The organism is Paenibacillus sp. FSL H8-0283 (assembly GCF_045040675.1).
Classification (GTDB): Bacteria; Bacillota; Bacilli; order Paenibacillales; family Paenibacillaceae; genus Paenibacillus; species Paenibacillus amylolyticus.
Map to the genome: position 1 here is coordinate 4,150,390 of NZ_CP150295.1, position 13,419 is coordinate 4,163,808.

A 13,419-nucleotide genomic window follows, 5' to 3' on the forward strand; every position below is an offset into this window, starting at 1 on the left:
AATAGAAACGTTAACTAGATACGTACGAACTTGAGTTCATTCTATTTCACTTCCGAGACCTCAACCACACTCTGTTTATGCTAGTAAAGAAATTACCAGTTTGATTAACTTTCTATATGGCAACAGGAACGTAAATACAACAATGAATGCCTGATTGGCTGTTCAGATTATTCATGGAAAAGATATCGTATGCATGCACAACGCCATCTGCCCGATCCGTCGTTTCAAGCAGGACACGATTGACTTGTTTGAATTCAACTTGGTGCAGGTTCCAGATCGTTCGGAAGTCTACACTTTCTTCACTCAATTGTTTCACGATTCTGCTAAATTCGGGGTCACTCGGATACTTGTCATAATACGTACGGAATACGGCTACCGAGTGCCGCGCGAATTCCTCCCAGTTGTGCATACGCTCCCTGAGCGCTGTATCCAGAAATAAAATCCGCATCATTAAACGCTCATTCACATTCATCGACGAGAAGTTGAAGAGGTTCGTATCTGCAGCTTCATTCCAGGCAAGTACCTCAGAGCGTTCATTGGTAATAAAGGAAGGATGAGTCAACTGGCTAATAATGCTCTGCCACCCTGGCTCCAGTTGCGAATACGAAGCAAGGAATTCATGTTCCGTATTAGGGTCCCATAAGTCAAACAGATGACTCTTCTCTTCAAGGTTTAAACGGAGCGCATCCGCTATACTCTGCATCACTTCTCGTGAAGCCGCCAACTCTCTACCCTGTTCGAGCCACGTGTAATACGTTGCACTGACACCAGCCAATACTGCCACTTCTTCCCGCCGTAGACCGGGTGTTCTTCGCTGTCCATGAGATCCTGACAATCCAACTTGTTCCGGTTGAATGCGGCTTCTCCGTGATTTCAAAAACTCACCCAGTTTTTTGTTGCGGCTCATACTTGTATCCATAGACATCGTTCCTTTTTATAAAAGTATTCAAGCCTATTCGACTCTATCCAAAATGGTAGTCTCTGAATGACTTTGATATAATTCATCTATTATTAGTTCTACAGAGTACTTGGTTTACAAGTAGCTTAGCATCGATTGATGCAGAACGAAAGGAGCATAACATGATCCCCAATGTTGGAGATGTGTACTGCGTGTACGTCGAAAAATTACAACAATATACAGCCTGCCAGGTAACTGGACTGAAAGAAACAGAGGGTAAAACTTCTGACACGCTTGCCTCCGTCCTTCAGTTGGATTGGACTGGTGATCAACTGCCTAATGAAATGCATCTTCATCAGATGAAACCGCTGATCTGTAATTTCTATTTCTGGAATGACCGACTTGCCCATAGTTTCGTGAGTGCTAATGTTCCTTCACAGTATGTGCTTGCAGGCAACATCCCTCCTCTCTACACCGAGGAAACAAATACGTATGGCGGAGGCTGGCCGATCGGAGAAAGTCTCTATCTCCAGCGTGAATGGGAAGGTATCGATGCGATCCGAAGAGCGCAGTTCAAACAAGCTGCGGATGATGACGAAGAAGTGATGATTGGCGATCGTGTAATGCGGCGCAGTACGAGTACACTCCGCGATTTCAGCCCTACATCTTCTGAAGATGTAGCCGAACTCGCAAAGCTACCTTGTCTGACACATATTGAAATGGATGGATATACGGAATCAATCTTTCCATTTATAGAGGACAACCCGTTCATTAATGAACTTCATATCATACATCATGGTCAAACGATGCTCGATATCAGCAGGAGTCACCTGACCAAACTTATTGTGAGTGTCAGTGGGTTGAAGGAATTAATTTTGAACACAAAGATGAAAAGTCTGAATTTCACAGGAGAGTTGTCTCCTGATCTGCGTATCTTGGCTTATGAAGACGGTAGATGCATCACTCTCAATGTTCCATCGGGCCTGCCACAGGTTACGGGTATCTCACGACTTGAAGGTCTGTATATCAGAGATATCACGGAGCTCAATCTGAAGCCACTTGTGCAGTATTATCCTGAGCTTTCAGAGTTGCGACTGTGGGGTAAACCCGGCAATGTATCCCATATAGAGTCGATTCAGCATTTGGCAAATATGCAAACCTTCACTACATATGACCTGTTCGGCTTCAATGGTGACGAATTCCCTGATCCAGAGCAACTTCCACAATTGGCTACGCTGTGGCTAACCAGCCTTCCTGCCGATGCAGCCAAATCAATCAAAACAAGATATAAAAAAACCGCTGCTGCCGGACTTGATATGGAAATCACCAAAGCACGCAAACCGGAATGGCTTGCGGAGAACCTGAACAATCCGTTTCGGGATTGGGATGGGCGGGACCACATCAAGGCAGCACACGCCAAAAAAGCAGCTCAATTGTACAAGCAGTGTTTGAAGGAAATACGTCAGTTAAGTCAAGATTTTAATAATCAGGAAGCTATGCACAAACGGCTCGTCTCCCTGGTTGAGAACTACACACAGACCTTCAACAAGATGGATGCCAAGACCGGCTTTATTGAAACTGTTGAGCGGGAAGAGATTTATGTTGTTCTAACGGAGTTGCTGGATCAATTACAGCAGCATTTGGAACTGCGTCAAGATGATTTGATTAAGGTTAATCACGAGGAATTATATGAGGTATTTGATCGTTTGAGGGATTTTTAGTTTACGCAAAAAGGGTCCTGTTATGAAAATGGCAGGACCCTTTTTTGCATGAATAGAATTTCTTGCACTCTATTTTCAATAAGACGATGTGACTCGGGCAGAACCTTGGGTCGCTCGATCCTATGATAAGCCACACAAATTCAAGTAATTCAGGATCGATGCGGTATCATCAATGGAGGTGCGCAAGGCGATGTAACCGTCAGGACGAATCAATACAAGTTCTTTAATTGCGACATCGTAAATTCGATAAGCATTCCCGGCAGTGTCTATTATGCCTTCCGCCTCCTCCACCTTCGATGGAAAGATATAATGCAAATGGAGTGCATCGTTGGTGAAGTTCTTCAGAGAAGGATCGATGTAGTTTGCAAAAGCCAAAAGCGTCCAGTGTGGGCCGCGCAAGAGGTCAAAGACACTTCCTGCAAACCCGGTGCCTTGTAGTCCAGTAGCATTAGGAGCACGATCTCCAGGAAGTAAACGGGTAGCATTTGTTCGAGCAGACGGACGGGTAAGCGAACTTGAACGATAGGAAATGAGAAGCCCGCTCGTCAGATCGTCGGATATGGTGCTCAAGGATTGGGACAACCCTCCGCCTTCAGTCGCCGTTCTTATAACGCCTCCCATTTTCTTTGTGCTGTCTTTGAGCACGGCCTGTGCCACTGGGCGGCGCTCCTCATCGTAGGTATCGAGTAAGGCGGTGTCTGCTCCGCGTATGACAGCCGCCAGCTTCCAGCCGAGGTTGTATGCGTCCTGTATTCCCGTATTCATGCCTTGACCACCGGCCGGCGAATGAACATGAGCCGCATCACCGGCAAGGAAAACCCGGTTGTTTCGGTAACATTCAACCATACGAACGTTGACCCGGTAGATGGACAACCAAGAAGCATCCGTAAGCCGAACACGTCCGGACCCGGCACGACGGTCAAACATGGCTTGATACGCCTCTAGCGACGGCTGCTCTGGTTCATCGATGGCTGCCGGAATTGTAGCCTGCAGTTGCCAAATATCGGATTTTGGCAGCGGCGTCACCCCGATCATCCCCTCCGAAGAAGTCCAGATATGGATATGGTCACGATCTAACCCTTCCAATCGTACATCGCCAAGATACCATCGCTCATGATCATGTGTTTCCCCAACCAACGGTAAGTGTATAAATTTGCGGATATTGCTTTTGCCCCCGTCAGCGCCGACTACATAACGAGCACGAATTTGCTCTTCTCCTTGTGCTGTATTCAACGTTACCGATACACCATCCACATCCTGAACAAGCCCTACAGCTTCCATGTCCAACTCAACTTGACCGCCAAGCACTGCATATCGGTCGCGCAACGCTTTTTCCACATCAAATTGAGCAATCCAGACCGGATCACGATAGGGTGTCTCAAGTTCGGCGCTGGCTGCAACAGTAATAGTCGGCTTGTCCACACTTCTGCCATCTGCGGTATAATAACGAACAGGCAAGTCCACAACACCTGTATCAACAATGTAGTGAACGGCTTCCAATTCATCGATGACTTCAAGCGAGCGAGGCTGGATTCCTTTGGCGCGAGATGCAACGTTATACACGGTGCTTCGTTCAATAATACGATGGTTGACGTTTCGACGGGCAAGGTCGCAGGCAAGTGTAAGCCCTGTGGGTCCGGCCCCGACAATGAGAACATCAACAACAGACGGTATGGTATTCATGAATAAAAACCTCCTTGATCATTGATTTGATACGCTACATTTGTTACACTACACCGTACAGTGTAGTTTGTAAAGCAGGACATAATCCATTTCTGAAATACACATATAAGGGGGAAAACGTAAGAATGGATCATACGCAAAACAAGAAAATCCGCAAAGGCTCTTCAGACAAACGAGCTAAAATTATTGCGGCGGCACGAGATCTGTTTCTTTCAGACGGGTTTGATCGTTCCAGCGTCGATGCGGTCGCAACTAAAGCGGGAGTTTCCAAACGGACAGTTTATGATTATTATGGCGACAAACAGAACCTACTGCTTGCCGTTGTGGAAGAATCCAGTTCAGCGGTTCTGGTCATGATTGAGCAAGGGATTTCAGACCACCTCTTGAAATTCGAAGATCTTGAGCAGGCGCTCATTTTATTTTGTGAACAAATCGTAGCTTCTGCAAACGGTTCGGCAGATTACAAGGCTTTGATCCGTCTGGTTATGGTGGAAGCTGCCAACCTGCCAGACTCGTTTTTTGAAAGGCTGGATAACGCAACTGAAGAGGGGATTATCAGGAGGTTTACAGCGTTTGGACAAAACGGACTGCTCCATGTGATTGATCCTAAAATGGCTGCAAAGCACTTCGCTGCATTAACGTTTTTATTGGTATTCAATCAACCGGGAAAAATCGGGACATTAGATGAGGAACAAAATAAACATATCATCACTGAAGGCGTACGCGTCTTTCTTTGCGCTTATGCCCCACAACGTAAGTCTTAAAATCGCCATTGTAAATGCCTTGTCTTTTTCCGGATAAATTCAATAATCTAATCGATCTGCGACTTCATTATCAGTGGTAAACGCAAAAACGGAACGAAGCATGCTGATACCCTGCTTCGTTCCGTCCATCTTTTAATCTTCGTCCCATTTCGTTAGTGATCTTGCTCTAATCTAAAGCAGCCCTTCATTGAATGGAAAACACTTCTTTTTTCAATAATTCTTCTGGCGTCTGCCCTATCACATCACTGTGAAAATAATCGCGGATAACGCCATCTTGAAGATAGTTGGCGATCGACACCATAATCATCCCTTGATCCAGTGCCAGATAAGCTTTTGCAAGTTCTCCCGTTTCAACATTGACTGAGTCATAGAACCCATATTTGCCAAACATTTTGAAGTTCTTTAAAACTTTAATGTTCTTTCGAACTGCTTCAGGGGCATAATCCAGAGCAAGGAATGTTGCGTGTGCTGTTACCGTTGCTCCATCTTTGTAACCTGAGGTACCTAACGGCGTTGCTGCAAACTCAGTGTAACCTGTCGGAGTGGCAGAAGGTGAGAAGCCCCATGCGGCATACCCTTTTTCTTTGGCATATTCGATTTGCAATTCGACATGACGCTGGTTGTTCAATCCCAAAGCTTGAGTACCCAGGTCTTTTTCCTTTATGACCATACCGGGCATAAGAGCTTCAAACATACTACCTCCCCAGCTTGGTACGAACTTTTTATCCTTGTATACATAACTTCCTTCAAACACATCCACTCCATCGTACTTAACGGATTTGCCTTGAGGAATCTGAGCTTGCCAATCCCATTCTTGAGGTAATGTGCGATACATCTTCCACCAATGATCTTGAGGAACGTCACCTTTCCCAATAGCAATATAGCTGCCTACACGTGGTTCCGTATAAAACATCCCATAATGGTGGTCCGTCAGCGCGCCTTTAGCCACATCATAACCGCCGCGGAATTGGCCGACTTCAGGATCATATAGCGGAGTATAATTCATATTTTTAACCAACTTGCTTGTTTCCCCATGAAGTTCTTCATAGGCTTGCCCAACAACAATTAAACCAGCGGATAACCAGCCATTATCAACTTGGGAAATAAATTGGCCCCAATCTTTCTTCACTGATCCGTCATCCGTGTTATACCAGTTATAAAATAGGCCGTTCCACTTTTCTAACTTCTCGAGGGAATTTATAGTTGTTTGAAGGCGATGTACAGCTTCTTTCTTTGAAATAATGCCCAATTGTTGCGCTGAAACCGTACTCATCATATACATTGCGATGTTTGTGGGCGAGGTACGTTTAGCTTCTTCTATCCCGTTTTCAGTGTGCCGTACTTCATCGTAAGTCAAGCCAGTATTTTGATCCGTATAGTCCTCAAAAAACGTATAGGTCTTATATGCAATCGCTTTCAATTCTGCTCGAAATCCAATTAAATTGCTTGAGTCACCTGCTGAAGCCATAGGAGTTAAAGCTAGATTAGCTAACAAACAAAAAGTTAAAATGAAGCTGAATTGTTTTACTTTTTTCATGATTTTCTCCCTTCAAATGAATTCGAAACGTTTCGTGTATATGTTATCATAAATTTCCCATTTCCGTAAACAATAAAATAAAACGCTTACAGATACTGAATATAATGTGGCTTAATTATAAATTTGAATTCGAAACGTTTCATTAAAGGGACCACATTAAGGTAACTCACGTGGAATTATATGACGTATTTGATCGTTTGAGGGTCTTTTAGAGATTCTAAATTGAGGAGATTAAAAGTCTGACTCCATAGGAATCAGGCTTAATCCTTTCTCGTATCCATTCTGAACCGTTCTAATTTGCTACAACTGTTGTTCCGCAATACTCACAATCCGTTGATTGTTTAGGAAGTACTTTTGCCTTCGCCCCACACCCCGAGCAACTCACTGAAACAGGCCTTTGTGGCTCTTCAACTTTTTCTTCGACTTTCTCTTCAGTGTTTTCCTTATCTGAAAAATTGATCTCTGTATAGTTAATTGTATTATGACTACTGTAACTCACGGTGTTGCTATTGTAACTTGAATAAGTATGCGGATTCACATTTTCGCGATCAAGATGACCTCCATAGTCTCCCCCATAAAACTTTCGTTCCGGGACACGTTTTTTTCCTAAGCAATTTAATACCAAAATATAAAAACAAAAATTCAACGATCATAAATCCAGCCATAGCAATGAGATTTTTAGTACCTCTGAAATTATTTGCATTAAACACGGCCATCGGGATCGCAATGGCATAAAACATAAAAAAGAGTCCAAATAACTTCCTTAACAACACGATTCCTCCTATGCAGTTTAAGAGATCCTCATTGTCGTTCCACAATACTCACAATCCGCAGACAAAGTAGGATATACCTTTACCTTGGCCCCACACCCTGAACAATTCACGGATACAGATTCTTGAGGTTCATCTTCTCTATCTTCATATTTCTCATTATGCTGATCTTCGTAATATTGATTATCATTAGAATCGTAATGATGGTATTCATTAGTGTTAGAACGAGATTTAGGCCGACCACACATTTTAATTCCTGTAACAAGTACGATAACCCCTGGTATAAAAAACACAATTGTACTAAAAATGGCCATCTCCGTTCCTTCAGACAGCATGATTAAAGAGAACAGGATCGTCAGACACGAAATGATAATTAATATAATTCCAAAAAATCTTTTCACGGCATTTCCTCCTGCAATTTATGATTTGCTTGTCATGATCTGTTGATTGCGCTCTTTCAAACGGAACTTTAACTGGGATAGTTGCGAAGCAAAACGTTCACTATTTACCAATTCCCCTGCTTCGTACTGATTTGTAAGCTCACTGTTCATCAATTCAATGTCCAGCAAGATCTGGCGGTCATTTTTCTCAAGGGAATCCGGAGTGATTGGGTCACTATACTTTACAAGTTCAATTAATGATTGAACGGTTTTGCGCTCTTCTTCCACAGTTAGGACGGAATGTTGCACCATGGTATGAAGCAATTGCTGTAAGGCTTTTTCGATTAATTGTAAGTTTGCGATTTTTGTATGTTCATCTGTTTCATGACGGCGCGCACTCTGAATATAGATCATAATGATTCCGCACAAAATAATTGCGATCGCAATCGTTACCGTGTGTAACAATACGAACCAGCGAAGCGCATGATCTGCTGAACCTGTTAACAACGTGTAGATCATCACACAAATCAGATAAATACCTAATACTACACCTAAAGCTGTGTAACCTGGAACAAACCGTTTAAACCGATCCATATTTTGCATGATGAACCGCGCGTAGATCCAAATAGCCGTAATCGCTACATAAGAAGCAACGAGATTCATCCAAAAAGAAAACGACAGAAGCGCATGATTAAATACCGTAAAAGAAACGATTGACGATACTAACATGCATATTAAATAGACGACATCTAAAATCAAGAGATTGCTCCGTTTTACCACCACTATGCCTGTCCTCCTTCTTGCAGATTGTTTCCGCAATCGAGACAGAACTTCTGGCCGGGTTTTACTTCATGTTGGCACCGACTACATTTCAAGCTTAAACTTGTGCCACAGTTGCCACAGAATTTTGTATGACCGGAATTCATATGGTTACACTTCGGGCATGGGCTAGGCATCGGTTGATGACATTGGATACATTCCAATGCGTTCTCCGCATTATCCGCCCCACATGAAGGACATGCATGGTATTTGTCACCACAGTTAGGACAGAATTTGGTTCCCTTTGGCAAGGCATGTCCACAATTGTTGCAATCTGTTGTTGCTACCGATTTTTCGGCTAATGAATTGCCACATTTGCTGCAAAATGCGCTGTTCTCTTGGTTCGGATGATGACACTGCTTACATATACTTACTGCAGGCGTTTCCTTCGTAGACATCACTTTAGACATCTGGGACATCTCGCCACTGAAAGAACCCCCCAGACCAACCCCCATGCCCATACCAAGCCCTGCGCCCATGATGTCTGACTGCATGCTTCCTTCATTTTTCGCTGCACCTTCAAGCGTATCAAACGAACGTTCTTGCTGGTATGTGTACCCAATGATATCCATCTCAGCTTTGCGTGCCAACGCTTCTCTTAATCGAATGACTGAAGGGTCTTCTTCGGGCAGATTGACATTGTGAATATACAGGTTGATTAACTCAATACCAAAATCTTCAAAAGTAGAAGCTACCGTATCTGCAAAATGTCGTGATATCTCGGCGATATATGCATTGATCTCCAAAACACTTACTTTTCTATGTATTAGATATGATGACAACATGGAGTTAATATTCATGATAATCAACCCACGGAAGTAATTAATCATATTAGCTTGGTTAAACTCAGGCAGTGTTCCCACAAGCTTGACCAAAAATTTTCGTGAATCCGAAATTTTAATTCCCATTTGTCCGAATGTTCTTACGGGAACAATAATATTATACTTGGGATCCTGGATCTGAATCGGATTCGCCGTTCCCCATTTAACGTCCAATGCACTTACTTGATTGACATACCATACTTCTGCTGCAAAAGGTGACTTCCCTCCGAACGGAAGGTTAACGAGTCGGTTCAAGATTGGGATATTCGCAGTACTCAACGTATGCCTTCCGGGTCCAAACATATCAAGCGCTCTTCCATCCTTGAAAAGAATTGCTTGTTGAGATTGATTAACAATTAACTGAGTCCATGTTCCCAGTTCAGTCTCGGGATGTTTCCAAGCAAACACATCAGGTGAGCCATCATACTTAATTACGTCAATAATCGCCATGTTTAATTCCTCAATTCAGTATTAGATTACTATAATTTACTAAAAAGTTTTTTTGCTAAAACACTGATTCTACATTATTTCCTATATTTAATTATCTTTCATCTACTTGTTCCATGTTTAGGCATTGATATTTTACCATTTCTAACCTTAATACGCACTAACATAGTTCATTTTTCATATGATATTTTTCCTATATTAGCTTGTGAAACCACTCTCGATCATAATCAACGTCCCAATTTTGAAACCACTCGCAAAAGCCTCTTTTGAATGCATAGAGTGAACTTGATCCGTCATATCTAATAGTTTCTCCAACTGTTTAAAGTCATCCTCCGAAAGCTTGCTCTGAAATTTTTCGATATAAGCTGTAATCTCCTTATTAATAGAACGATACTCCGAATCTTTAGGAACAATATTCTCCTCTGGTCTCAGGTTACCGTAATATAATTCTTCTATTATATTTCCCACATCACAGACCCCTTTCTCTTATACATGTCTGGTACTCTTCTCATGACAATTATATAAGATTGACAGACAATGCTGGGAATTTATGCGATATTCGCATGTGATTCTTATAGCTTTCATAGGATATCGCATTTTACATGCTTGCTTTGACATAATAATGTAGCGCTTGTTGAGCCCTACCTCGGGAGTATGCTAAGATAATGGACACCTATTTCTACAAAATCCTATAACAAATCAACCGTACAGAAAGGACACTATGAATCCTTCATCACTGTCATCCAAATTACAACAGATCGTTCCGCAGCTGGATCTGCGAAGCTGCCTCGTCAGCGTACGCGGTGAGATTATGTACGAACACTACCGCAACCAAGAGGCTGCGACTGATATTGCAAAAATCAATTCATGTACCAAGAGTGTGCTATCCGCCCTCATCTGTATAGCGATGGATAAAGGCTTGTTGCCAGAGGCATCAGCCCCAATCTCTACTTTTTTCCCACAGTTGACATCCGATCCTGACCCGCGCAAACCAGCGATCACACTGGAACAACTGCTCACGATGACAGCCGGATTCAACTGGGACGAGTTCGGCGGGCAGAATTCATTCCCTCGCATGACCCGCACCGATCATTGGGTGGATTTTGCGTTGGAACAACGCTTAAGCCATGTACCGGGTACATATATGGAGTACAACTCAGGAGTATCACAGATCCTATCCGCCATCCTGATGCAAAATGCAGGTATGAACGTAGCCGAGTTCGCAGAGCGTTATCTTTTTGACCCGCTCGGAATTAAGCATTACGAATGGGAAAGTGACCCTCAAGGTGTTCATACAGGCGGATTCGGTCTTAAGATGTTACCCGTAGATCTGCTCAAATTCGGTCAGCTGTTTCTACAGCAAGGTATGTGGGAGGGTGAGTCTCTCATTTCAAGTGATCTCGTATCTCGTTCGACGCAGCCTTTTATTACAGTCACTCCACCGAATCACGGCAGCTATGCTTGGCATTGGTGGGTGGATGTCTATCCGAACGAAAGGTCTGACTCCGAAGGTATTGCTGCTGAAGACGACCAACCCAATCTCCATTATTATTACGCACGAGGATTTGGTGGTCAGTATGTATATATTGTCCCTGAGCTAGAGCTCGTTACCGTGTTAACCAATGACAAACGAAAGAAAGAGAAACCTCCGCTGGATGTTTTCCCTCGATTAATCGCCCCTGAGCTATGGAAAATGTTATAAACGGAGAACAATCCTTCTATCCTGTTCAACAATGAACCCCCAACCTTTTGGCCATAACCTGACCATTGGTTGAGGGTTTATTTGTCATGCCAAAGCTTCTTCGATAGCAATTGTTATTGGATAAGGACCAGACTCTTGATTAGAGACCACAACCAGTTGTAGATCATAGTCCCGATACACGGAAGACATGAACGACACTCCTGGATCAAACCCCATGACATGAAATTTGAAAATCGCTTCTCCCTTGCGGTCAATCCAGATACCATGCCCATAATACTCTTCATCCTCTTGATGAGCATGTGGGGTTAATAACTGCTGTGCCGTTTCTTCATTCAACAATTGGTGACCCAGCAAAGCATCCCAAAACCGAATCATATCCGGTGCCGTAACATAGGCTCCACCATCTGATCCACCTTTGATAGGAATGGAGAACATATTGGTATTCCAGGAGCCATCTTCATGATCGATATACCCTAAAGCTGTGTTACGCGGGAGCTGATCTGTTACGAAATAACCGGAGTCCTTCATGCCACACCTTTTGAAAATGTGCTCTTCCACATAATCTGTAAACGACAATCCTGAATGTTGTTCCACGATAAGTCCCAGCACAATAAAACCCGCATTGTTATAATGAAAACGTTCACCCGGAGCAGACTTCATTGGCAGATGCTGAAACATGGGCAGAAAGTCACTTAAACGCCGCATCGCGTAGACGGGTCTGTCTTTCCATAATTCTGAAAAGTCATCCATCACTTCTTCATCGAAATAATCAGGAATGCCTGACGTGTGTGTTAACAACTGCTGGATGGTGATCCCTTTGTCCCACAGTGGAAACTCCACATCCAATACATCCGTAAGCTTGGAATCCGCAGACAACTTGCCCGCTTCAATTAGTTGGCATATACTCACTGCCGTGAAAATCTTACATCCTGATGCAATCCCAAAGCGTGTGTCCACCTGATTGGCTAGCTCTTCGCTACGATTTGCATAACCACGTTTCATATTCAAAAGGGTTTTCCCGGCTTGCTGGAGTAATACAACACCCGAAAAATTCACGCGTTCCATGACTTCTTCTACTTTTGTTGTCAGCTCTACTGCATTCAACATTTTGTTGTTCACCTACTTGTCTATGTATTCATTACATTCTCATTCTTAATTCTTCGTCATATCCTGCATACCTGCCATATTTTCATAAAAAGAAGGATTACTCCCTTATAAAAGGAAATAACCCTTCTTCAGACAACGTAAGATTAAGTTTGACAAAGCATGCTAAAGTGCTGTTCAATCACTTGTTCCACTCGTTTTACCGTAAGTCTATCTGGCTGCATTAACATATGTATTGCGAGCCCATCCACCAGAGCATATAACTTCTCTATCTCCATCTCGGCATCCAGTTCAGGATGTGTCATCCCCCGCTTGTGCAACTCCTGTATTACCCATTGAACCGATCGATACATCCCTTGATGCATCTGATCACTTAACTTTTTTAATTCGGGGTACACCAATAATTTGGCTGTAAACGAAAACCAGACCTCCATTTCCATCATTCTATCTTCGTCCAACGGGAGAAATTGCAAGAGCAGATTCTTCATATCCTGCAGTACAGATCCACTCATCTGTAACGCCTCCACCCTTTTCTGTACCCGTTCTGCAAAAAGATTCATGCAAAAGGTGAATAATTCGGCCTGTGTGGCAAAATAATGACGCATGGAACCTACAGATAGTCCCGCTTCCTTTGCTATATTCCGAACGGTAGCATGCTCAAGTCCATGCTCTTGAATGACCCGGATGGCTGCATCAGCAACGATTTTCCTTTGAGCTTCATGATCTACGATTTTTGGCATGACAACATTATACAACAAACCTCTCTTTTTGTA

At 43.2% G+C, this 13,419-nt stretch carries 12 protein-coding genes; 3 read left to right on the top strand and 9 right to left on the bottom strand.

Translation table 11 applies throughout. The features are described from left to right. Positions 1-112 precede the first annotated feature (112 nt). Complete coding sequence (locus MHI52_RS18440; RefSeq protein ID WP_405157431.1) at positions 113-925, bottom strand: helix-turn-helix transcriptional regulator; 813 nt, start codon at positions 923-925, stop codon at positions 113-115. A 155-nt stretch (positions 926-1,080) separates the two neighbouring features. Here MHI52_RS18440 and MHI52_RS18445 point away from each other — a divergent pair, with 155 nt between their 5' ends. After that, positions 1,081-2,619 (top strand): hypothetical protein, encoded by a 1,539-nt coding sequence (locus MHI52_RS18445; RefSeq protein ID WP_405157432.1) that lies wholly within the window; start codon positions 1,081-1,083, stop codon positions 2,617-2,619. Between the two features lie 120 nt (positions 2,620-2,739). On the opposite strand, the gene MHI52_RS18450 is transcribed toward MHI52_RS18445, so the two are convergent. Beyond that, positions 2,740-4,302: an FAD-dependent monooxygenase gene (locus MHI52_RS18450; protein WP_405157433.1), complete on the bottom strand. Its 1,563-nt coding sequence runs from the start codon at positions 4,300-4,302 to the stop codon at positions 2,740-2,742. A 125-nt stretch (positions 4,303-4,427) separates the two neighbouring features. Between MHI52_RS18450 and MHI52_RS18455 the strand changes: the two genes are divergently transcribed. After that, positions 4,428-5,066, top strand: coding sequence for a TetR/AcrR family transcriptional regulator (locus MHI52_RS18455; RefSeq protein WP_405157434.1), 639 nt, complete (start codon positions 4,428-4,430; stop codon positions 5,064-5,066). A 184-nt stretch (positions 5,067-5,250) separates the two neighbouring features. On the opposite strand, the gene MHI52_RS18460 is transcribed toward MHI52_RS18455, so the two are convergent. From MHI52_RS18460 to MHI52_RS18480, 5 genes are all read right to left on the bottom strand, one after another. Beyond that, positions 5,251-6,603: a glucoamylase family protein gene (locus MHI52_RS18460; RefSeq protein WP_405157435.1), complete on the bottom strand. Its 1,353-nt coding sequence runs from the start codon at positions 6,601-6,603 to the stop codon at positions 5,251-5,253. 790 nt (positions 6,604-7,393) lie between these two features. After that, on the bottom strand, positions 7,394-7,774 hold the full coding sequence (locus MHI52_RS18465) for a hypothetical protein (RefSeq protein WP_405157436.1): 381 nt from the start codon (positions 7,772-7,774) through the stop codon (positions 7,394-7,396). Positions 7,775-7,792: 18 nt separating this feature from the next. Further along, on the bottom strand, positions 7,793-8,482 hold the full coding sequence (locus MHI52_RS18470) for a hypothetical protein (protein ID WP_405157437.1): 690 nt from the start codon (positions 8,480-8,482) through the stop codon (positions 7,793-7,795). A 53-nt stretch (positions 8,483-8,535) separates the two neighbouring features. Next, complete coding sequence (locus MHI52_RS18475; RefSeq protein WP_405157438.1) at positions 8,536-9,843, bottom strand: SPFH domain-containing protein; 1,308 nt, start codon at positions 9,841-9,843, stop codon at positions 8,536-8,538. Positions 9,844-10,038: 195 nt separating this feature from the next. Beyond that, positions 10,039-10,308: a DUF6809 family protein gene (locus tag MHI52_RS18480; protein ID WP_405157439.1), complete on the bottom strand. Its 270-nt coding sequence runs from the start codon at positions 10,306-10,308 to the stop codon at positions 10,039-10,041. A 253-nt stretch (positions 10,309-10,561) separates the two neighbouring features. Here MHI52_RS18480 and MHI52_RS18485 point away from each other — a divergent pair, with 253 nt between their 5' ends. Beyond that, entirely contained in the window at positions 10,562-11,542 is a 981-nt protein-coding gene (locus MHI52_RS18485; RefSeq protein WP_405157440.1) for a serine hydrolase domain-containing protein, read from the top strand. Positions 11,543-11,626: 84 nt separating this feature from the next. Here the strand turns inward: MHI52_RS18485 and MHI52_RS18490 are convergent, their stop codons facing one another. Both MHI52_RS18490 and MHI52_RS18495 read right to left on the bottom strand, forming a co-directional pair. Next, positions 11,627-12,649: a serine hydrolase gene (locus MHI52_RS18490; protein ID WP_340984811.1), complete on the bottom strand. Its 1,023-nt coding sequence runs from the start codon at positions 12,647-12,649 to the stop codon at positions 11,627-11,629. 143 nt (positions 12,650-12,792) lie between these two features. Next, a complete protein-coding gene (locus MHI52_RS18495) occupies positions 12,793-13,386 on the bottom strand; it encodes a TetR/AcrR family transcriptional regulator (protein WP_340982236.1) in 594 nt (197 codons plus the stop codon). Positions 13,387-13,419: the final 33 nt, after the last annotated feature.